Annotated in this window: 16 protein-coding genes; 4 read left to right on the forward strand and 12 right to left on the reverse strand. The window is 64.4% G+C overall.

The window, feature by feature from the left end; translation table 11 throughout:
• Positions 1-442 precede the first annotated feature (442 nt).
• The 8 genes from BN1119_RS09090 to nrfA all read right to left on the reverse strand — a co-directional run bounded on the left by BN1119_RS09090 (position 443) and on the right by nrfA (position 8,849).
• On the reverse strand, positions 443-895 hold the full coding sequence (locus BN1119_RS09090) for an NUDIX hydrolase (RefSeq protein WP_041996876.1): 453 nt from the start codon (positions 893-895) through the stop codon (positions 443-445).
• Positions 896-986: 91 nt separating this feature from the next.
• Positions 987-2,177, reverse strand: a complete 1,191-nt coding sequence (gene nrfF, locus BN1119_RS09095) for a heme lyase NrfEFG subunit NrfF (RefSeq protein WP_041996879.1) — start codon at positions 2,175-2,177, stop codon at positions 987-989.
• Positions 2,174-2,761 (reverse strand): DsbE family thiol:disulfide interchange protein, encoded by a 588-nt coding sequence (locus tag BN1119_RS09100; RefSeq protein ID WP_041996881.1) that lies wholly within the window; start codon positions 2,759-2,761, stop codon positions 2,174-2,176. Before BN1119_RS09100 ends, nrfF begins: the two co-directional genes overlap by 4 nt.
• Positions 2,758-4,713, reverse strand: a complete 1,956-nt coding sequence (gene nrfE, locus BN1119_RS09105; protein WP_041996884.1) for a heme lyase NrfEFG subunit NrfE — start codon at positions 4,711-4,713, stop codon at positions 2,758-2,760. The genes BN1119_RS09100 and nrfE overlap by 4 nt, the downstream gene beginning before the upstream one ends.
• 306 nt (positions 4,714-5,019) lie before the next feature.
• Entirely contained in the window at positions 5,020-5,973 is a 954-nt protein-coding gene (nrfD, locus tag BN1119_RS09110) for a cytochrome c nitrite reductase subunit NrfD (RefSeq protein ID WP_041996887.1), read from the reverse strand.
• An 87-nt stretch (positions 5,974-6,060) separates the two neighbouring features.
• Positions 6,061-6,753, reverse strand: coding sequence for a cytochrome c nitrite reductase Fe-S protein (gene nrfC / locus BN1119_RS09115; RefSeq protein WP_041996890.1), 693 nt, complete (start codon positions 6,751-6,753; stop codon positions 6,061-6,063).
• A complete protein-coding gene (gene nrfB, locus BN1119_RS09120; RefSeq protein WP_041996892.1) occupies positions 6,750-7,340 on the reverse strand; it encodes a cytochrome c nitrite reductase pentaheme subunit in 591 nt (196 codons plus the stop codon). The genes nrfC and nrfB overlap by 4 nt, the downstream gene beginning before the upstream one ends.
• Before the next feature lie 51 nt (positions 7,341-7,391).
• Positions 7,392-8,849: an ammonia-forming nitrite reductase cytochrome c552 subunit gene (nrfA, locus tag BN1119_RS09125; protein WP_041996894.1), complete on the reverse strand. Its 1,458-nt coding sequence runs from the start codon at positions 8,847-8,849 to the stop codon at positions 7,392-7,394.
• Positions 8,850-9,290: 441 nt separating this feature from the next.
• Between nrfA and BN1119_RS09130 the strand changes: the two genes are divergently transcribed.
• Entirely contained in the window at positions 9,291-10,826 is a 1,536-nt protein-coding gene (locus BN1119_RS09130; protein ID WP_041996897.1) for an MltF family protein, read from the forward strand.
• A 70-nt stretch (positions 10,827-10,896) separates the two neighbouring features.
• Here BN1119_RS09130 and BN1119_RS09135 read toward each other — a convergent pair whose 3' ends face one another.
• Positions 10,897-11,655 (reverse strand): SDR family NAD(P)-dependent oxidoreductase, encoded by a 759-nt coding sequence (locus BN1119_RS09135; protein WP_041996899.1) that lies wholly within the window; start codon positions 11,653-11,655, stop codon positions 10,897-10,899.
• Between the two features lie 116 nt (positions 11,656-11,771).
• Between BN1119_RS09135 and BN1119_RS09140 the strand changes: the two genes are divergently transcribed.
• Complete coding sequence (locus BN1119_RS09140; RefSeq protein WP_041997194.1) at positions 11,772-12,671, forward strand: LysR family transcriptional regulator; 900 nt, start codon at positions 11,772-11,774, stop codon at positions 12,669-12,671.
• A gap of 34 nt (positions 12,672-12,705) precedes the next feature.
• On the opposite strand, the gene BN1119_RS09145 is transcribed toward BN1119_RS09140, so the two are convergent.
• Positions 12,706-14,109, reverse strand: coding sequence for a sensor domain-containing diguanylate cyclase (locus tag BN1119_RS09145; RefSeq protein WP_041996901.1), 1,404 nt, complete (start codon positions 14,107-14,109; stop codon positions 12,706-12,708).
• Between the two features lie 197 nt (positions 14,110-14,306).
• Complete coding sequence (locus tag BN1119_RS09150; RefSeq protein WP_041996904.1) at positions 14,307-15,317, reverse strand: helix-turn-helix transcriptional regulator; 1,011 nt, start codon at positions 15,315-15,317, stop codon at positions 14,307-14,309.
• A gap of 231 nt (positions 15,318-15,548) precedes the next feature.
• Between BN1119_RS09150 and BN1119_RS09155 the strand changes: the two genes are divergently transcribed.
• Together BN1119_RS09155 and nfo are read left to right on the forward strand one after the other, a co-directional pair.
• Positions 15,549-17,585, forward strand: coding sequence for a glycoside hydrolase family 3 protein (locus BN1119_RS09155; protein WP_041996907.1), 2,037 nt, complete (start codon positions 15,549-15,551; stop codon positions 17,583-17,585).
• Between the two features lie 185 nt (positions 17,586-17,770).
• Entirely contained in the window at positions 17,771-18,613 is an 843-nt protein-coding gene (nfo, locus tag BN1119_RS09160; protein ID WP_041996910.1) for a deoxyribonuclease IV, read from the forward strand.
• 105 nt (positions 18,614-18,718) lie between these two features.
• Here nfo and mfd read toward each other — a convergent pair whose 3' ends face one another.
• Complete coding sequence (gene mfd / locus BN1119_RS09165; RefSeq protein WP_041996911.1) at positions 18,719-22,189, reverse strand: transcription-repair coupling factor; 3,471 nt, start codon at positions 22,187-22,189, stop codon at positions 18,719-18,721.
• Between the last annotated feature and the right edge of the window lie 90 nt (positions 22,190-22,279).

The following is a 22,279-nucleotide window of genomic DNA, read 5'->3' on the forward strand; positions in this document are numbered from 1 at the left end:
TCCTTTGTGATGCATGGTGAAATAAACCGGAACGCGTCCGGTTTTTATTGTATGGAGCAAGGGTAGAGGCTCGCGGATTAAACGACGGGAGGTGGCTCACAGAAAATTTTCAGCAGCATGATGCTTCATACAAACAGCAGAAGAGTTCATATGTCGGGCGGGTTGAACCGTGTTTTCAGTGCATATTTATTCGTATGTCGGCGCTCGCGCCAGGATGACGCTGTGCGAGAAGGCGAAGGTTGGTTTGGCCCCAGTCCCAGGGACGCACTGTGCCTGGCCCTGATCTTGTGCCCCCTGAGTTCGATATCATCTGAATGCCATGGGCCTGAGCGCCTCGCCCCCGGACGCACCGCCCAGCTGGCTAGATGCCACCCAGCGCCCAGGGAGGGCGCCGATGGGCAGCCTTTGACCATGAGGTGCGTCAGGGAGGAGGTGGGTGGCATCAAGGAACATGGATCCGCATCAGCGCCGAGGGGTGGCCTTGCACAAAATGGTGCCAGACATGGTCATAGAGCGCCTGCTGGCCGGGGAAACTCACCAGTCCCTTGGCCTCGGCCAAGGTGCACCAGCGATATTCGGTGTGCTCATCATTGAGGGTGACCGTTTGATTGGGCGGGCAATAGATCACGAACACAGGCACCACCATCACGGTATTCGTGGCCGCGTCGTAAAACTGCTCCAGATACTGGCCGTTATAGAGCTCGGCCACTTTGATGCCCGTCTCCTCGCCAAACTCGCGCACTATGGTCTGCCAGCCGGTTTCACCCGCCTCGACCGTGCCCGCAACATGGCACCAGAAACCGCCCTTGACCCTGTTCATCAGCAGCATCTTTATCTGGCCATCGATGTTCGATAGCGCCACTCCGGCAACGGCGTGGCAGCAAATGGGGATCATGCATCTACCTTGTCATTGTGAAATCACGGTTTGCATTATGGGGTTGTTCGGCGCCCCTTGCCCTCTTTTCTACGTCCCGCCCTGTCCCCGGCTAGCCCCCCATGATGCGGGCGGTCTGAATTGCCTCGATCAGCGCGGCCCGGTTGATGCGGGGGCGCTCGCTGTCCAGCAACTGCTGCCAGAGGGCGATGGCCTGGCTGTAGCGGCCGTGCAGGAAGTGATCGGAGGCGAGCAGCATCAGGGCGCTCACCTCGCCCTTGTCCTGCTTGAGCGCACTTGCCAGCAGACGCTGCGCCTCCGGGGTCAGCTGCTGGCCCGCCTGGTAGTAGAGCACGGTGGCCTGGGCGGCCTGGGTCGCCGCGCTGGCGCCTCCTTCTTGCAGGGCGAGGCGCTGGTAGGCGAGCAGGGCGTTGGCGTACTCGTCCCGATAGAGATACAACTGGCCGAGCGCCGCCCAGCCGTCGAGATCGGCGGGGTTGGCTTGCAGGCGCTGGTGCAGGGCGCCGAGCTCCTTGTCCTGCAGATCCCGGGGGCTCAATCCCGCCAGCGGATCGGGGCGCGACTGATAATCCTGCCACGCCTGATAGCGGCCAGTGCCGGCATAAATGCCGGCCATCAGCGCCAGCAGCAGGGCCCCAACTAGTATCCATGGCCGAAACCTAAGCTGCGGGCGGGCGGTGCGGTCCTTGGCCAGCCGCTCGCGCAGGGCCTGCTCGGCGGTTGGGGTGGCGTTGGCGAGGCGGGCCAGCTCCAGCTCCCGGTAGAGGCGGCTGTGGGGGGCAAGCCCCGCCTGCTGCTCGGCCATGATGAGGAGGTTCAGCTCGGCCCTGGGGTCGTGGGCAAGCATTCCCTCGGCTCTGTCGCCGACAAGCGGCACTTGCGCCGGTTGCCGGCGATGCAGGCTCCTGCGAAGGCGACTGAGCGCCAGCAACAGCAAGAGGGCGGGGCCGCCCCACAGCAGCGCCGTGCTGCTCTTGAAGGGGGGATCGTAGCGCACGAAATCGCCGAAGCGCGCCGTTATGCGGGCGATCACCTGCTCATCAGACTGCCCCTCGTCCACCCAGCGGTAGACCTCAAGCCGCAGATCCCGGGCGATGGGGGAGTTGGATTCCACCAGGTTCTGGTTCTGGCACTGGGGGCAGCGCAGGGCGCGGGCCAGCTCCTGAGCGCGGATCTGCCGCTCGGGGTGGCGAAACTCATAGGTGTCGACCCCGCTGGCAAGGGCCCCGAGGCTTAAGGCCAGCAAGAGCGGCGCGATCAGGGCGTGGCCGAGACGGCTCATGGCTTGCTCTCCTGCACTTGTCTCTTTACTTCTCTCTCCACTTCGGACTGGCTAGCGGTGTTGCTGCGGGCCTTTGCAAGCTGGGGGGCAAACTGGCGTTGCCAGATGTCCCGGGTGAGCAGGCCGGTATGACGGGTCAGCAGGGTGCCGTCGCCGGCGAAGAGATAGGTCTCCGGCGTGCCGTAGACGCCAAGCTCCATAGCCAGCTTGCCGTCGGGGTCGGCCAGCACGGCGCGATAGGGGTTACCCGCCTCGGTGAGCCAGGCGCGGGCGGCGTCTCCCTTGTCCCGGTAGTTGAGGCCGTAGAGGGGCACGGCGCTTGCCAGCTCACTGAGCAGCGGGTGCTCGGCGAGGCAGTTGGGGCACCAGCTGGCCCAGACGTTGAGCACGAAGGGGGCCCCCTTGAGTGCCGCGGTATGGATGGGGGGGCCACCAAACAGATCGTCACTCTGCCAGACTGGCAGAGTGCGCCCTGCGACAGCCTCATCCTGGCTGTAGGGATTGTTGCCAAGGCCGAGCCAGAGCAGGGCACCGAGCCCCAGGGTGAGCAGGAGCGGCACGAACAGGCGCAGACGGGCGTTCATAAGGTCTCCTGTTCAAGCCGGGGGCAGGGGGCGGTAGCTGGCGCAGGATGGCTAGCCAGCAGCGGTCGGCGGGCGAGCAGGCGCAGGGCGCCACCCGCCATCATCAACAGGCCACCGAACCAGATCCAGCGCACCAGTGGCTTATGGTGCAGCCTCATGGCATAGGCGCCGGGTCCCATCTTCTCGCCAAGCACCACGTAGAGATCGCCAAGCATTCCCCATTTGATCCCGGGTTCGTTCATGTTCATGGTGCGCACGCTGTAGTGGCGCCGCTCCGGCGTCAGCCGCGCCACCTCTTTACCGTCCTTATGCGCGCTAAGCGTGATGCGCTCGGCGGTGTAGTTGGGGCCGATGATGGGCTCGCTCCCCTCATAGCGAAACTCGAAGGCGCCGAGCCGATAGGGCTGGCCTGCGGCGAGTACCGCGCCCCCCTCCTGACTGTGGTGACTCACCTGCGCAATGCCGAGGGCGCACACCGCCACCCCGAGGTGGGCCAGCAGGCTCCCCAGCCGGCTGGCGCTCAGGTCGCGAGTCTTGAATGAGAAATTGAGCAGCAGGCTCGCGATTAGCCAGAGGCTCGCCATATTGGCGAGGATGCCGCTCCAGCCCATGGATCCCTGTTCGCGATAGCCGAGGCTCAGCAGGCCGCCCCCCAGCAGGCCGAGCAGGGGCGGCAGCAGCGTCCCGAGGAGGGAGATCTTGGCAAGGCGCTGCCAGCGCAGGCGCGGCAGCTGGGTCATCAGCGCCATCAGGCAGAGGGCCAGCGGCACGAAGAGGGTATTGAAATAGGGGGCGCCCACCGAGAGCGAGCCCAGATGGAGCGACTGGAACACCATGGGGTAGAAGGTGCCGAGCAGCACGCTGGCGCAGGCCACGCTGAGCAGCAGGATGGCGGCGCCGATCAGCCCCTCTTTTGACAGCAAGCCAAAGCGGGCATAGGGGGCGCGAATGTCCGCCCGCAGTGCAAACAGGGTGAGGGCGCAGGTCAATAACAAGCCGAGCAGCAACAAGAGGGTGAGGCCGCGGCTGGGGTCCACTGCAAAGGCGTGCACCGAGGTGAGCACCCCGGAGCGCACCACGAAGGTACCGAGCAGGCTCAAGGCGAAGGTGAAGATGGAGAGCAGCAACACGGCGTGACCATAGGCGCCGCGCTTCTCGCACACCACCAGGGCGTGCAGCAGGGCAGTGCCGAGCAGCCAGGGCAAGAGGGAGGCATTTTCTACCGGATCCCAGAACCACCAGCCACCCCAACCGAGCTCGTAATAGGCCCACCAGGAGCCCAGCACGATACCGGCGGTGAGAAACACCCAGGAGCCGAGCGCCCAGGGGCGGCTCCAGTGGGCCACGGCGCCATCGAGCCTGCCCGAGTGCAGCGCCGCCATGGCGAAGGCGAAGTTGACCGCAAAGCCGACATAACCGAGATAGAGCAGGGGCGGGTGGATGATAAGGCCGATATCCTGCAGCATGGGGTTGAGATCGCGCCCCTCCAGCGGCCCCGGAAACTGACGGTCAAACGGGCTGGAGAAGATCAGGGTATAGAGGCCGAACAGCCCGACGATCAGCCCCATGATGGCCAGTACTCGAGCTGTGATCAGCGGATCGACCCGCTTGGAGCAAAGTGCCACCAGCGCGCCCCACAGCCCCAGCGCAAAGACAAAGAAGAGCATGGAGCCTTCGTGGCCCCCCCACACCGCTGCCAGCTTGAAGCCAAGGGGCAGGGCCCTGTTGGCGTGCTGGGCCACATAGACCAGGGTAAAGTCATCGAGGCCAAAACAGCTGGCGAGCAGCAGCAGGGAGGCCAACAGCAGGAGCGCGACCAGGAGGGCCAGCGGTGCTGCGCAGCCGAGCAGCGGGCGTGAGGCGAGCCGCAGCCCCAGCCAGGGCAGCAGCCCTTGCAGCAGGGCGAGCCCGGTCGCCAGCAACAGTGAGAGATAGCCGAGCTCCGCCAGCACACAACCTCCAGTCAATCATTCGTCTATGTTATGCCGCAGCGTCTGCACCGTACCGGCGCTGGGGGATAACATCTACATTTCTGGCAACAACCAATCGCAACAACTCATCGCAACAAACAAGCGCCAGTCACCCGAGGGCGGCTGGCGCTTATCCCCAGCTTTCAATAACCGGTTCACGATCCGTCGCGAGAGGTTGTCAGCAAGGTAAAGAGCAGCGCAGGAACCGGAGTGTATGTGAATACATGAGGATTCCGAGCAGCGCATGAGCCTTGATCACGGCCTCGCAGCAGGAGCGTGAACGGTTTTTTAAACTACCGTCATCTGGCCGGCATAGAGCACGAAGTAGCGCAGCAGCAGTATGCCCACCAGGGTCAGGCTGCAGACCAGCACCAGGTGGCCGTTTCGCTCCCGCAGCGCGGCCGGAGCCAGCAGGGAGAGCAGCTGGGGCAACAGCATGCCGATCCCCACCACGCCGACCCAGAACACCTGAGCCCAGAAGCCGCTGCCGATGGCGGCCCACATGGCCACCTCCTTCTGACCGCCACCGAAGTAGAGACCGGTAAAGAAGCAGACCAGCAGCAGCACCTCTACCGCCAACACGGGGCGCTCGAAGCTATGCACAAAGCTCACGCCCGGGCTGTGGTGGTGCTCCTTGAACAGGGTCACCGCCAGCAAGATGGTGGAGGCGATCCCTGAGCTGATGCCTGAGACCAGGAAGAGCACCGGCAGCACCGGGTTGTTCAACAGCGGATAGGTCTTGAGCGCCGACAGCAGAAAGCCGGTGTAGGCCCCCAAGAGCACGGCGAGCAGCAGCAAGAGCGGCGCCAGCAGCCGCTCGAAACGAGCCAGCAGGCCTATCAGCCCATCCACAAAGGCGAACCTCTCTTGCAGCAGGTGACGGCGCAAGGTCTCAATCTCGGAGCGAAACACCACCGCCAGCCAGGCGAACAGCACCGCCATGTAGAGCTGAAACAGCATGACCCCCATCGACATCACGGAGTCGAACTGATAGTGGAACATCAGCTTCCAGAAGGTCCAGGGGCGGGCCAGATGGAAGATGAGGATCAGTAACCCCAGCACCACGCTCACCGGCGCCAGAATGGCGGTCGCCTTGATGATGCCGTTCTCGCTGCCGGCCCCCTTGCGGCGCAGCAGCACCGAGAGGGTGGTGGCCCCGGCGGAGATGCCGAGCAGAAAGAGATAGATGGCGATGGGCCAGTCCCACACCAGCGAGGGAAAGTGAAATGCGTCATGCAACATGATCCATTCCTCCTTCTGTTACTGCGGTAGATGGCGATGGGGCAAATCCCCACACCAGCGAGGGGAAGTGAAGCGCCGCTTGCATGGTCATGACGTTATCTCCCCTTTGGGTACGCGGTACATCTTGGGCGAGGTGCCGAGTGCCTGCTTGTAGCGATAGGTGGTCTCCTTCACCAGCCGTTTGGCGATGGGACTGTCCGGGTCATCCAGATTGCCGAACACCAGCGCCTTGGTGGGGCAGGACTCCACGCAGGCCGGCTCCTTGCCCGCCGCCAGGTTGGTCTTGCGGCAAAAGTCGCACTTGTCGGCAACCTTGGTCACAGGGTTGATAAAGCGCACCTGATAGGGGCAGGCGGCCAGACAATACATGCAGCCGACGCAGAGATCCGGGTTGACGTCGACGATGCCATCCTCCTCGCGGATATGGGAGGCACCGGTCGGGCAGACGTGCACGCAGGGGGCGTTGTCGCAGTGCTGGCAGGACTTGCGAAAGAAGTGGTACTCGGCGTCGGGGAATTCACCGATGGGGCCGGAGCGGAGGATCTCGAGGCGCGAGACCCCCTCTGGCACCTGATTGACCTCCCGGCAGGCATCCATGCAGGCGGTACAGCCGATGCAGGCCGTCTCGTCGTGGATCATGCCATAGCGGACCCCGTCTATGGTCTGGCTGTGGGCGAGGGTGGTGGCAAGGGCGCGGGTGTTGGCACGAGCAGCCCCCGTCATCATGATGAGGGCCCCCGCGCCCATCCCCGCCATAAAGTCACGGCGAGAGCAGCTCATGGCGCCTCCTTGCCCAGGCTTGCATTCTGGTTGCCTGCCTTGGCCTGATGCTGCTTGCTGTGGCAGTCGACGCAGAGCTTGATGCGGGACTTCTCCGGAATAGCCACCATGGGCTCCCTGGCCGGGTGCAGCTGGTGGCAGCTGGTGCAGGTGAGTTTGGTGGCGTGCACGTCGTGGGCCCAGAGCGCCTCGCGCAGCACTTTGGGCTCGTGACAGCTCATGCAGACCCCGTTTTGCTCGGCGATGGGGTAGGTCCCGGTGCTCTGCTTGTTATTGAAGCTGTCGCTAAAGCGCATCACATCCTTGACCCCTTCCCTGTGCTGAGGGGAGGGCTGGCCGTGGCAGTTGGTGCAGGTGACCGGTGCCAGGTTGTTGGGGTTGGTCGCCTGACCATGCTTGCCGTGCATCCCCTCGCTCTGCTCCTTGTGGCAGTCGGTACAGGCCTTGTCGGCACTGCGCAGAAATTCCACTTCATGTGTCGTCGGTGCCGGGGCGGTTGCCGCATCGGCGGCCTGGCCCTGCAGGCTGGTGAGCAGCATGGCTGCCATCAGCATCAGTCGTAAGAAATCCATCGTTAAATCACCCATAGGAAGCCTCCATCCGGCGGCAGGCCCGGCTGTGCGGGCCCGCCTCCCTCGTCATTGTGCGAGCCGTCCGGCCGCTTTGGCCTCGGCATCCCAGGCGGGGACTGTGGTCTTGAGGAACTGGGCCTTGTCGCTGTTCATCTGCTTCATATCCATGCCAAGGGCGGCCTGGGCCTTCTCCTTGCTGGAGATGTCAGGAATGGCGATCTCGTGGCTGATCCCCTTGGCAGCCAGCAGGCGTGCCAGCTTGGTGCGGGCATCGGCGGCCTTGTCCAGGGCGGTTCCCAGCATGCGCAGCGCCACTTCCGGGGCGTGCATCTGCACCCCGTGGGAGGCGATGGAGAAGTCCCAGCGCCACTGGGCGTGACGGATGTCCTGCAGAATGTCCTTCATCTGCGCCTCGGTGGCGCCGGCATCCCAGGCGGCCTTGGCCTCGAAGTGGGCGTGCACCAGCTGCTTCTCGACCTTCAATTTGATTTCGGTGACGGCATCCTTGCGCTGCTGGACTATGCCTTGCAGCATCTCCTTGCTCTGGGTATGGCAGTTGCGGCAGGTCTGGTCGAAGCGATCGAAGGGGTTGCCCACCTTGTGATCGGTGTAGACCTTGCCCTGCTCGTTCTGCACCTTGGGCATGTGGCAGTCGACGCAGGCGACGTTGTTCTGACCGTGAATGCCGGCGCGCCAGGTTTCGTACTCGGGGTGCTGGGCTTTGAGCATGGGGGTCCTGGAGAGGGCATGGGTCCAGTCGGCAAAGCCTATTTCGTCGTAATACTGCTCCATCTGCTCCACTGTGGTGCCCTTGTCCCAGGGGAATTTCACCGCCTTGGTGGGGCCGGTGAAGTAATACTCCACGTGGCACTGGCCGCACACCTGGGACTGCTGATCGAAGTGCCCCTGCTCCTTGAACGGCTTGCCGATGGCCGTCATGGCGCGGTCGGCATAGGGACGGGAGAGGTGCAGGGCGGGTTTGCCCTCCTTGAACTCTTTCGAGGCGGTGTCATGGCAGTCGGCGCAGCCGATGGTGTTGACGATCTCGGGTCCGCCTTTTGCCCACATCCCCTTGAAGTAGCCATCCTCACCCTGCTCGTCGATGACGCGGGCCACGTCCGGGCCTTTGCAGCTCCAGCAGGCCATGGGCAGGGGGCCATCCTCGGCGCTCTTGGGGGCGCCGGTGCGCAGGGTTTCCCGCACATCGGTCAGGGCATAGAAGTGACCCCGCGGCTTGTTGTAGTCCTTGGCGAAGGCATAGCCGCCCCAGAGCACCACCATCTGCGGATCTTCCGCCAGAGCATCGGTGCGCTCGCGGCTCTCGCCGGTCGCCTTCCAGCTGCTGAACTGATCGGCGTGATCCTTGGCGAACAGCTCGCTGCGGGTCTCTATTTTTCCCTTGGGCTGTGCCTCCTTGCCCTTGGGCTGAGCCTCATCGGCCTGCACCGGCGCGCAGAGCAGGGTTGTCATCAGCAGGGCGGCGAGGCCCAGCCAGGTTGGTTTTTTGCATGAACTCACGATCATCGCTCCCCAATAAAATGCGTAGCAAAACCTGACCCTTGCCATCCATGACGTGGACACCAGTCTTCGCGTGTGGCGGGAGCAGGCAAACCGGACTCTTGTTATGAATGGAATCAATGAGATCCCACGATTGCTCGGCAGGAATACTACATAATGGGTAAAGGAAATGATGATTTATCGAGATCGGTTTTGCGCTAGATCAATTCCCGTTGGTGCCAGATGGCAAAAGTGAGATCTCACGCCACTATTCGAAGAAAAAGTGCTCGCCCCTGGCAAAGCAAGCGCCCTTTTCAGGGGCTCATCCCCAAGAGACATCTTGCCCGGATCTGCCTCTTTGGCCGGGTCATATCATCTGGTTACTGCAACCCTGGATTGATCAAACGCAATGGGCTAAGTGCCACATCTGGCGGCTCTACACTCAATAAAATGAGTGAGGTAAACACGATGAAACGCTGTTGGTTATTGTTTGCCCTGAGCCTGTTTGTCTCTGTCTCAGCCTGGGGCGAAGAGGCGGTGGAGGCGGAGAAAGAGGAGGGCGAGGCGCTCTCCTTCAGTGCCCAGGAGCTGGCTCAGCCTTGGCTGGGAGATCTGGATGCCATGCTGGAGCGGCGCACCATCAGGGTGCTGACCAGCTACAACAAGACGGGGTACTTCATCCATAAAGGGGTGCAGCGGGGCGTCACCTATGACGCCTTCATGACGCTGGAGCGTCGCCTCAACGAACAGCTGCGCAAGGAGAAGGCCATCAAGCGCCATCTCAAGGTTCATTTCGTCTTCATTCCGGTGGCCCGGGAGGCGCTGCTCACCTCCCTCACTGCCGGCAAGGGGGACATAGCCGCCGCCAACCTCACCATCACGGACAAGCGCAAGCAACAAGGGGTGGCGTTCACGGATCCCCTGCTCGAAAACGTGCGCGAACTGCTGGTCTCCGGCCCTCACTCTCCCAAGGTGGAAAGCGCCGCCGATCTGGGGGGCAAGACCGTCTTCGTTCGCCCCTCTTCCAGCTATTTCGAGAGCCTGCTCGCCTATAACCAGGCGCGCAAGGAGGCGGGAGAGCCCCTCATCGACATTCAGCCCGCCTCCGAGGCGCTGGAAGATGAAGATCTGGTGGAGATGGTGAACGCCGGTCTGCTGCCCTTTATCGTCATGGATGATCACAAGGCTCGCTTCTGGCAGAAGATCTTTCCCGAGATAACCCTTCACGAGACCCCAGTGTTCAGGGAGGGGGGCATCATCGCCTGGGCGGTGCGCAAGGAGAGCCCGCAACTGCTGACCATGCTCAACGAGCAGATCAAGGCCCTGCGTGGCAAGGCGACCGGCGACGATCTGCTGGCGCGCTATCTCAAGCAGAACAAGTTCGTCAAGAGCGCCGCCGCCGAGGCCGAACGCAAGAAGTTTTTGCAGGTGGTGGATCTGTTTCGCGAGTACGGCGAGCGTTATGACATGGACTGGTTGCTGATGGCGGCCCAGGGCTATCAGGAGTCGGCGCTCAACCACAAGGCGCGCAGTCACGTCGGCGCCATCGGCATCATGCAGATCATGCCTGCCACCGGCAAGGGGCTGAAGGTGGGTGACATCCGTCAGCTTGAGCCCAACATCCACGGCGGCGTCAAATACATGCGCTGGATGATAGATCACTACTATGCCGACGAACCCATGACGGCGCTGGACAAGGCGCTCTTCTCCTTCGCCTCCTACAACGCGGGCCCGGCACGGGTGGCGCGGCTGCGGGCCGAGGCGAAAAAGCAGGGCCTGGATCCCAATGCCTGGTTCCACAACGTCGAGTACGTGGCGGCGGAAAAGATAGGCGCCGAGACGGTGACCTATGTCGGCAACATCTACAAGTACTACATCGCCTACAAGCTGGTGATGGAGCAGCTCACCCACAAGGAGCAGGTCATGACTGCCCTGAAGCAAGAGGCAGCCCCATCATCAGCCACCCCGACCGAGACCACCGCGCCCGAGCCGGCGACCCCCTGACCCTTGACGAGCGGGCCTTGATGGAGAAGAGGTGCCGCCGGGCACCTCTTCTCGCGGGTGGGCCTCTCCATCAGATGAACATGCCGCCGGACACTTCGATGCGCTGGGCGGTGATCCAGCGGCACTCCTCCGCCAGCAGGGCGGCGATGGCGCCCCCTATGTCATCGGGGCGGCCGACCCGGCCCAGAGCCGTCTGGCTGGCAAGAAAATCGTTCACTCCCTGATTGTCGCGCACCACACCCCCGCCAAAGTCGGTCTCGATGGCGCCCGGGGCCACCACGTTGACGGCGATCCCCCTGGGGCCCAGCTCCTTGGCCAGATAGTGGCTGAGCACCTCTATGCCCCCCTTCATGGCCGCATAGGCGGCGTAGCCAGGCAGGGCGAAGCGGGTCAGGCCGGTGGAGAGGTTGACGATGCGCCCACCATCGCGCAGCAACGGCAGCAACTGCTGGGTGAGGAAGAAGGTGCCCTTGAGGTGGATGTTCATCAGGGTATCGAACTGCTGCTCCGTGGTCTGATCGAAGGGGGCACTGATGCCGATGCCGGCATTGTTGACCAGAAAATCGAACCGGGTCTGCTGCCACTGCTGTTGCAGCAGTTGATGCACCTGCTCGGCAAAGGACTGAAAGCTGGCGCTTTCGCCCACATCCAGCATCAGGGCATGGGCCTGGACCCCGAAGGCGCGGGCGGCGTCGACCACCGTCTGCGCCTCCTGTGCCTGGTGGCGGTAGGTGATGATGAGATCGACCCCGCGGGTGGCCAGGGTGAGAGCCGTGTTGCGGCCAAGGCCGCGGCTGGCCCCTGTGATGAGGGCAATGGGATTGGGCATGATGAGCTCCTGGGTTGACTGGGTCTATCGGACGCCTTGACTATATTTTCCCTTCAAACATGGATAAAGCTGGGCATACTGGATGCAATGTTCCATTTACATGAACAATGACCGAGATGGACCAACTGGATGCCATGCGCATGTTTGTGAGGGTAGCCGAGCTCAAGAGCTTTACCCGCGCCGCCGATCAGCTGGCGGTGCCCAAGGCGACCCTGTCACTGACCATTCGTCGCCTCGAGGAGCGCCTGGGCACCCGCCTGTTGCAGCGCACCACGCGCCGGGTGCAGCTCACCCCAGATGGGCGGCTCTGCTATGAACGTTGCCTGGATCTGCTCGCGGATGTGGAGGAGTGGCAGGGATTGTTCCAGCAGACCCGGCAGCTGGGCGGGCGCTTGCGAGTCGATCTGCCAAGCCGGTTGGCCCGGCTGCTGGTGATCCCCCGGTTGCCGGCATTTTTGAGTCAGCACCCGGCCTTGACCCTGATGCTGAGCACCACGGACAGGCGGGTCGATCTGGTGCGCGAGGGCTTTGACTGCGTGGTACGGGTCGGGGCGCTGGAATCATCGAGTCTGGTGGCGCGCCGGCTCGGGGAACTGCGGCAGATCAACTGTGCCAGCCCGGCCTACCTGGCCCGGCATGGGATACCGACCACACTGGCGGCGCTGTCTCGCCACCAGCTTATCCACTATGGCCACGATCTGGGGCGCGAGCCGGGCGGGTTTGAGTTCATGGGGGCCGACGGCCGTGCCGAGCGTTACCCCATGGCCGGCGCCCTGACGGTCAATGACAGCGAGAGCTACCTGGCCGCGGCCCTGGCGGGGCTTGGCATCATACAGCTGCCCGAACACGGGGTGAGCTCCCTGCTGGCCAGGGGCGAGCTGGTGGCCATACTGCCCGAGTGGCAGGCGCCCCCTCTGCCCATCCATGTCCTCTATGGTCATCGTCGCCAGCTGGCCCCCAGGGTGCAGGTCTTCATCCAGTGGCTGGCCGACGTGCTGGAAGAGGCACTGGCGTAGCGGGGGCAGCGGCCTGCTGCTAGGAACTGGGCCGTCAACCGGAAAAGGCGACGATGCGGTTCTTGCCTGCCGATTTGGCCTGATAGAGGGCAAGGTCGGCGTGATGCAGCAAGGTTTCCCCGTCATGCCCCGATGCGCTGTCGGCCCAGCCAATGCTGATGGTGCAGTAGAGGGTCTGCTGCTCGGCCACGATGGACATGTTGGCAAGGGTGCTGCGGATCGCCTCCAGCAAGGGCTCGACCTCGTCTGGCGCAATATCGACCAATACCAGGGCAAACTCCTCCCCCCCGATCCGCGCCGTAATGTCCTGGCTGCGGCAGCGATTGTGGATGATCTGGGCCAGGATCTGGATCACCCGATCGCCCACCCTGTGACCATGGTTGTCATTGATCGACTTGAAGTTGTCTATGTCCAGCATGGCCACACAGTAGCGGCGGCCCTGGTTGTCCAGCCGGGCCAGGGTCGGCATGAAGCCGCGACGGTTGAGCAGGCCTGACAGGGGATCGTAACTGGCCTGCTTCTCCGCGGTCTGCTTGTCCTGCTCGGTGCGGTGCAGTTGTGCGCGTTGCAGCGAGACACCGAAGATGGTGAGCGTGGACGAGAAGACGAAGGCCATCATCTCAGTATTGGTTTCCTCCGGGGTCAGATGGATGAAGGGGCCTAGGCCATGGGCCGTGGCCAGTATGATGAACAGCATGGTGAGGCCGCTGAAGATGCTCAGATAGAAGCGGCTCACTTCGAACGCCAGAATGATCAGCAGGGGAGGCATCAGATAGATCAACCAGCTGCTCTGGGTACCCAGCCCCAGGATGCCAAACAGTGACAGACCGGCCAGGGGCAGTACCAGGTGGCGCAGGCGGACGATGCGCAAGGCATGGGGATCTTGCCAGCCGGTATGGATCTGGTACACCAGAATGATGCCGAGGATATCGGCCAGGAAGAACATCTTGGCCATGGCGACCCAGGTCGATCCGGCGATGTAGTGGCCCAGCACCAGATTCCAGGTCAGCAGCAGGCTGGAGATCGAAATGGGCACCACGCCGGCCAGCAGCACGAGCTTGATGAGGTCGTTGGCGTTGCGGGTCCCCAGTGGGAGAAAGCGGCGCAGCAGGTACAAGGCAAGGGCGGGGGCCAGGGTATCGATCAGCGCCGCGATGGCGGTGTGCCCGAGGGAGGAGGGCAGGGCGCCCTCTACCGTCATGCCGCCGACATTGAGCAGGAAACTGCCGAGCCATATCCAGAGAAGCGATGTCATGCCCCAGTTGAGCAGCATGATGAGGGCAATCCCGGAGGGGAGCCAGATCAGCGTGATGTTAGCGGGGTGCAGGCTGAACAGGGTCTGCCCCACCCAGCCGGTGAGGAGATAGCACAAGGAGGCCAGCCCAAGGGTCAGCTGCTTGCGCCAGACCGGGGGCAGAGGGGGGAATCGTTTATTCAATCCGTTGATCGTATCTTGTGGGGCCAGTGGTCCTACTATAGCCAATCTCTTTCAGTAACTAAATTGAGTAAATTCAAATACTTCACCTCTGTGAACTCGCGCATCTTCTCTCAAAACGTCCCAGGCACACCGGGGCGGGCCTGGGATCCCAGTCCGTCCCCGCTGGCCGAGTCAGGCATGGCAACCCATCGGCCGTCTCAGCCCCGGTAGCGATGGGCGCGATACTGGCTGGGGGATTGGTCGAACGCCTCCTTGAAGAAACGGGTAAAGCTGCTCTGGCGGGCAAAACCCAGGCGCTCCCCCACGCTCTGCAAGGGGAGGGCGGGATCCTGCAACAGGCGGCAGGCCTCCTCCCGGCGCACCCGCTCCAGCAGGCCCGAGAAGTGGCACCCTTCCTCTCGCAGATGGCGGTTGAGGGTCCAGCGGGTCAGCTTGAGGTGCTCGCACACCCCATCGAGCAGAGAGGAGGCCTCAGGGTTCTCTTGCCACAGCTGCTGGCGGATGAGTGCCATCACCTTGTCCCGGTAGCGGCTGCGTGGGCGAAGCTGGGCCATCTGCCGGTCGAGCTCCCCGAGCAGCAGGGGTTGCAGGGGCAGGTTGCACTGCCCGTGGGCGAGATCGAGCAAGGGGGCGGGAAAGCGCAGCTCGAAGGCCGCCTCCTGTTGCAACCGCCCTTCCAGCCAGCCTGCCAGCTCACGCCACAGCCTGGGGCGTACCGGGGTGGGTAGCACCAGCAGGCCCTGCCCCGGGTGATAGAACTGAAGCAGGGCATAGAGGTGGCAGAGGTTGGCCAGGCTGCTCAGGGCGATGACATCCGGGTGATCGGACTCCGAGTGGTAGCTTACCCTGGCCTGCCCCTCTTCTTCTCGCAGGCGGATCTCGTCGCTCTCGCCGATGAGGGGGCGGTAGGCGAGGAAGAAGTGCAGGGCCTGGCGCAGGGTGGCGGCGTTGCAGCACAGGCTCGCCAGCGACATGAAGTCGGCAAAGAGGCCGGGGAGGACGGGGGGCGTCCAGTCGAGGGCCAGATCCACGTGGGGGGCGGCCCTCGCCAGCAGCCGGAAGTGGCGCCCGGTGTCGAGTCGCCCCTGGGGGATCAGCAGCTCTTCGTGGGCGATGCCGCAGGGGTGCAGGAGGGCTGCAGGATCCCGCCCCCGGGCCTGCCAGTGGTTGAGGCAGTGCAGGGCAATCCGGTTGGAGACGGTCTTCACGGCAAAAATCCTTGTCGGCGGTGGCCCACCATCATCGGCCAACGGCGGCGGATTGCCGTGAGCCAGCGCCGCTTTCATGTTTCAGATTTGTAACCAAGGGTAACCCTGCAACCCTTTTCACACTTTTCAATCCTGCTCCCAACCGGCAACTTCCTGCACCCGACGGGCAAGTGAGAGGGGCCGCTTTTGCATAGAGTGGCCACTCCTACACACACAAGGAAGATAACAACAATGAAACAGCACTCGCTCTCCCGAACCCGTGTCGCCCTCGCCATCGGGGCCCTGCTGCTGGCAGGGTGCAACGACAACGACTCCACCCCCAAGCCGGAGCAGCCCGTCCTGGGCCACCGCACCGTCACCCTCATCGAGCAGGATGGCCTGCAATTCAAGGATCTCGATGGCAGCGGCATCCTGACCCCCTACGAGGACTGGCGCCTCGGTGCCGCCGAGCGGGCCCGGGATCTGGTGGCCAGGCTCACCCTGGCCCAGAAGGCGGGGCTGATGATGCACGGCACCCTGGTGCTGGACGGGGAGGGGCGAGTGAACCTCGCGGCCATGGACAAGATGCTGCGCGAGGACGGGGTCAACACCTTCATCACCCGCATGGCCGGTGATCCGGCGGCCATCGCCGCGGACAACAACACCCTGCAGGCCCTGCTGGAAGGGGTGGGATTCGGCATCCCCATGACGGTGAGCACGGATCCCCGCAACCACTTCACCCATGATCCCAACGCCACCAGCATAGGCGCCGGGGCCTTCTCCCAGTGGCCCGAGACCCTGGGGCTCGCCGCCATCGGCGATGCCGCCCTGGTGCAGCGCTTTGGCGACATCGCCCGTCAGGAGTACAGGGCCGTCGGCATCCACGAGGCCCTCTCGCCCCAGGCGGATCTCGCGACCGAGCCGCGCTGGGGGCGCATCAATGGCACCTTCGGGGAAGACAACCTGCTCGCCAAATCCCTGGTCAAGGCCTACATCGAGGGCTTCCAGCAGGGGAGCGACGGCATAGGCAAGGAGAGCGTGGTCACCGTGGTCAAGCACTTCGCCGGGGCGGGTCCCCAGAAAAACGGCCTGGATGCCCACAACCCCTGGGGCAAGGAGCAGGTCTACCCCGGCGGTCAGTTTGCCTACCACCTGGTGCCCTTCGAGGGCGCCTTCGAGGCCAGGGTGGGGGCCGTGATGCCCTATTACGCCATGCCCCTGGGTCTGACCCAGGATGGGCAGCCCGTCGAGGAGGTGGGGTTTGGCTTCAACCGCCAGATCATCACGGATCTGTTGCGGGGCCACTTCAAGTTCGACGGCGTGGTGCTGAGCGACTGGGGCATCGTCAATGACTGTGACAGCCGCTGCGAGCAGGGGCTGACCCAGGATGAGGTGACGGCGGGGGTCAGCCCCTGGACCGTGCCCTTTGGCATGTCCTGGGGGGTGGAGAAGCTCACCAAGGCCGAGCGCTACGCCAAGGCCATCGACGCCGGGGTGGATCAGTTCGGTGGCGTGGAAGATCCCGCCCCCCTGCTGGCGGCGGTGCAGAGCGGTCTGGTGACCGAGGCGGCCATCACCACCTCGGCCGAGCGGATCCTGGAACAGAAGTTTGCCCTGGGGCTCTTCGAGAATCCCTATGTGGATGCGGAGGCCGCGGTGGTCCTGGTGGGCAAGGCCGAGTTCCAGCAAGAGGCCCAGGCCGCCCAGGCGGCGTCCCACGTGTTGCTGAAGAACGAGGGATCCCTGCTGCCGCTCAAGGCGGACGGCAAGCGGGTCTATCTGCACAATGTCAACGCCGAGGTGGCCAGGGCCAACGGCTATACGGTGGTGACGGATCTCGCCGACGCGGGGCTTGCCATCGTGCGGGTCAATGCCCCGGGCGAGCAGGATCCCCGCTTCCCGTTTGGCAGCATCCACTTCGGTCAGCTCGGCTTTGCCAGCAATGATCAGGTGGTGCAGGAGACGGCCCACGAGGGGGTCTACCGCGGCGCGGATGACTATGCCGCCATCCAGGCCATCGAGCAGGCCGGGGTGCCCCTGGTGCTCTCCGTCTATCTGGACAGGCCCGCCATCCTGACCGAGGTGGCCCCGGCGGCCCGGGTGCTGCTCGCCAACTTCGGCGCCCTGGATCAGGCCCTGTTCGATGTCATGAGCGGCACCCAGAAGGCACGCGGCAAGCTCCCCTTCGAGCTGCCCTCCAACTGGCAGGCGGTGCAAGACCAGCACTCGGACGTGGCGAAGGACTCCGCGAACCCGCTCTACCCCTACGGGGCCGGTCTGGCCTATTGACGGGCAGGGGTCACCTTCCTCTCATCAAGGCGCCTGCGGGCGCCTTTTCCATTGCCCCCATCGACAATCCCGGTTTGGCGCAAGGGGCGGGCTTGGGCATAATGGCGCCCCATCAGGGGGTGGCGCGTCTCGCGGCCTTGACACACTCGCGAGGCGACGCGCCCAGCAAGCGCAGAGGAGACAAGATGAAATTTATCGGAGCCCACGTCAGTGCGGCCGGCGGGGTGGAGAACACCATAGCCCGAGCCCAGGCTATCGGGGCCAACGCCTTCGCCCTGTTCACCAAGAACCAGCGCCAGTGGCAGGCGGCGCCGCTGACCACCAAGTCCATCGATGCCTTCAAGGCGGCCTGCGAGAAGGGGGGCTTTCGCCCCGAGCAGATCCTGCCCCACGACAGCTACCTCATCAACCTGGGTCATCCCGACCCCGACGCCCTCGCCAAGTCCCGGGATGCGTTTCTGGACGAGATCAGGCGCTGCGAGCAGCTGGGGCTGTGCTACCTCAACTTCCACCCCGGCAGCCACCTCAAGCAGATCCCCGAGGCGGCGAGCCTCAAGCTGGTGAGCGAGTCCATCAACTGGGCGCTGGAGCGCAGTGAAGGGGTGACGGCGGTGATCGAGAATACCGCAGGCCAGGGCACCAACCTCGGCTGGTCGTTCGAGCACCTGGCCACCCTGATCGAGGGGGTGGAAGACAAGGGCCGGGTCGGCGTCTGCTTCGACACCTGCCACGCCTTCGCCGCCGGTTACGATCTGCGCACCCCCGAGGGGTGCGAGGCGGTGTTTGCCGACTTCGACCGCATCGTGGGGTTCGAGTACCTCAAGGGGATGCACATCAACGGTGCCAAATGTACCTTCGGCAGCCGGGTCGACCGTCACCACAGCCTGCGGGAGGGCAACCTCGGCGAGGCGGTGTTCCACCACATCATGAACGACGCGCGTTTCGACGGCATCCCGCTGATCCTCGAGACCATCGACGAGTCCATCTGGGGCGAGGAGATACGCTGGCTGCGCAGTCTGGCCCCCTGAGGATCCAGACGATGCAACGAACAGAGGCCCCAATGCGGGGCCTCTTTTTTATGGCGGTACTGCCTTTGGCGCTCCCGGCGCGTCTCGCTGCCGGGGCGCGGGCCATCAAGCGGCGTGGGCGGCGAGATCCTTGAGCAGACCGTCGACCCGCTGCAACCGGGTGACCCTGTCCTGGGTGGGTACCTGGAAGCGCAGCCGGGTCGGGCCGTCCATCTTGAACACCCTGGGCTGTTCGCTGAGCAGCTTGACCAGGTAGGTGGGGTCGACCCGGGTCTCCTGGGTGAAATCCAGATAACCGCCGCGCTCGTTCATCTCCAGGCGCTTGATGCCAAGGGCCGCCGCCCGCTGGCGGAAGCCGGCGAGGTCGAACAGGGTCTTGGTGGCGTCCGGCAGCAGGCCGAAGCGATCGATGAGCTCCACCTTGAGCTCCCGCAGCTCCTGCTCGTCCGCCGCGCTGGCGATGCGCTTGTACATGGACAGGCGCATGTTGACGTCCGGGATATAGCTGTCCGGCAACAGGGCCGGCAGGCGCAGCTCCACCTCGGTGTGCTGGCTCATCAGCTGATCCAGGGAGGGCTCCTTGCCTGATTTGAGGGCCTCCACCGCCTGCTCCAGCATCTCCATGTAGAGGGTGAAACCCACCGACTCTATCTGGCCGCTCTGGTCGTCGCCAAGCAGCTCGCCCGCGCCCCGGATCTCCAGATCGTGGGTGGCCAGTGCAAATCCGGCGCCGAGATCTTCGAGGGATGCGATGGCATCGAGCCGTTTGGCGGCATCCTTGGTCATCAGCTTGGGATGGGGGGTGAGCAGGTAGGCATAGGCCTGATGGTGGGAGCGCCCGACCCGGCCCCGCAACTGGTGCAGCTGGGCCAGCCCCAGATGATCGGCCCTGTCCATGATGATGGTGTTGGCGCTCGGCACGTCGATGCCGGTCTCTATGATGGTGGTGCACACCAGCAGGTTGAAGCGCTGGTGGTAGAAGTCCGACATGATGCGCTCAAGATCGCGTTCGCGCATCTGGCCGTGGGCGATGCCGATGCGCGCCTCCGGCACCAGCTGGGCGAGATCATTGGCGCATTTCTCTATGCTCTCCACATCGTTGTGCAGGTAGTAGACCTGACCGCCCCGCTTGAGCTCCCGCAGCACCGCCTCCCGGGTGACGGCGGGATCCTGCTGGCGCACGAAGGTCTTGATGGCGAGGCGCTTGGCGGGCGGGGTGGCGATGATGGAGAGATCCCGCATGCCGGACATGGCCATGTTGAGGGTGCGCGGGATCGGCGTCGCCGTGAGGGTGAGGATGTCCACGTCGGCCCGCAGCGCCTTGATCTTCTCCTTCTGGCGCACCCCGAATCTGTGCTCCTCGTCGACGATGAGCAGCCCCAGATCCTTGAACGTCAGATCCGAGCCCAGCAGCTTGTGGGTGCCTATGATGATGTCCACCTTGCCCTCCGCCAGCTCTTTCAAGACGGCCGTCTGCTCCTTGGCGGAGCGGAAGCGGCTCAGCACCTCCACTCGCACCGGCCAGTTGGCGAAGCGGTCGCGGAAGTTGTCGTAGTGCTGCTGGGCCAAGAGAGTGGTGGGCACCAGCACCGCCACCTGCTTGCCGCCATGGACCGCAACAAACGCGGCCCGTATCGCCACTTCCGTCTTGCCAAAGCCCACGTCGCCGCACACCAGGCGGTCCATGCTCTTGGCCTGGCACATGTCGCCGAGCACCGCATTGATGGCATTGAGCTGGTCTTCGGTCTCCTCGAACGGGAAGCCGGCGGCAAACTGGCGATAGCTCTCCTTGTCGTGCTTGAAGGCGAACCCCTTGCGCGCCGCCCGCAGGGCATAGACGTCCAGCAGTTCGGCGGCCACATCGCGCACCTTCTCCGCCGCCTTGCGCCGGGCTCGGCTCCAGGCCTCGCCGCCGAGCTTGTGGCTGGGGGGGTTGTCCGAACCCGTGTAGCGGCTGATGAGGTGCAGGCTGGTGACCGGCACGAACAGCTTGTCGCCCCCGGCGTATTCCAGGGTGAGGAACTCGGTGGGCATGCCGCCGGCGTCCAGGGTCTCCAGGCCGAGATAGCGGCCGACCCCGTGATCCAGATGCACCACGGGCTGACCCTGGGTCAGCTCGCCCAGGTTTCGGATCACCGCCTCCGAGCTTAAGTTCTTGCTCTTCTCCCGGGCGCGCTTGCTGCGGATCTTGCCGCCCAGCAGCTCGCTCTCCGTGATGAGGGCGAGCGCCTCCTGGCCGCTCTCTTGCAGCAAGAAGCCGCGCTCCAGGGGGCCGACCAGTATGCCCATCCTGTCGCTCCCGGCGAGGAAGGCCGCCAGGCTGGCGGACTCGGGGGGCTGGTGGCCGATGCGGGCCAGCAGGTCCCGCAACACCTCGCGCCGCCCCTCGGACTCGACCACGAACAGGGTGCGTCCGGCAAACCCTCGCAGGAACTGCTCCAGGGCGAGCAGGGGCTGCTCCTTGCTGTGATCCAGTTGCAGCTCGGGCAGGGGGGCGAAGGGCAGATCGAACTGGCCGGCGCCGCCCTGGCAGGGGGCGCTTTGCAGGCGCACGGCGCCATACTGGCCGAGGGCCGCAAACAGCTGCTCCACCGGCAGATAGAGGCGGGCGGGCTCGAGCAGGGGGCGGCTGGTGTCCCAGCGCCGCTCCTCGTAGCGTTGTTGTACGTCGTTCCAGAAGCCCTGGGCGGCCGGGTAGATCTCCCCGACCGTGATGAGGCGGGTCTGGGGTGGCAGATAGTCAAACAGGCTGGCGGTCTGCTCGAAAAAGAGCGGCAGATAGTATTCGATCCCCGCCGGCCAGCGCCCCTTGCTCACCTCCTGATAGATGGAGCCATCGGCCCGGGACAGCTCGAACAGCTCCCGGTACTGGCCGCGAAACAGCTCGATGGCCCCCTCGTCGGTGGGGTACTCCCGGGCCGGCAGCAGGCTGACCGCAGGGACGGGCTCGCGGGAGCGCTGGGATTCGGGGTCGAAGGGACGGATGGAGTCCACCTCGTCATCGAAAAAGTCGATGCGATAGGGGTGGTTGCTGCCCATGGGGAAGAGGTCGAGCAGGGAGCCGCGGGCGGCGAACTCGCCATGCTCGAGCACCTGATCCACTGCCACATAACCCGCCGTGGCCAGACGCCCCCTCAGCTGTTGCAGGTTGAGGCGCTGGCCGCTTTTGACCATCAGGCTGTATTTGTCGAGATACGCCTGGGGGGCACAGCGCAGCATCAGGGTGGAGATGGGGACGATGAGGGCGCCCCGCTGCATCTGGGGCAGCTGATAGAGGGCCTCCAGCCGCTGGGAGATGATGTCCTGATGGGGGGAGAAGGTGTCGTAGGGCAGGGTCTCCCAGTCCGGGAACAGCAGCACGGGGCAGGGGGCATCGTCTGCCTGGGCCAGCAGGTAGCGCAGCTCCTGCTCGAGGCGCAGGGCGCTCGGGGTGTCGGCGGTGATCAGCAGGGTCGGGCCCGTGTTGCTGCGGGTGAGCTCGGCGGCCACCAGGGCCAGGGCGCTGCCATGGAGCTGGCCCAGGGTGCTTTTTTGGCCCGCGGTGGCGGGCAGCTGGGGTAGGGTTAGGGGTCTCATCACTCTTCGTCTTGAACCTTGTTCCGTTTGCACCTGGGCCCGGGGGCGCGGTGCCGGGATCAGCCGATCGGGCGGGGCGCGACCGGCTGG

Origin of the sequence: Aeromonas bivalvium (assembly GCF_000819765.1) — a bacterium.
Classification (GTDB): Bacteria; Pseudomonadota; Gammaproteobacteria; order Enterobacterales; family Aeromonadaceae; genus Aeromonas; species Aeromonas bivalvium.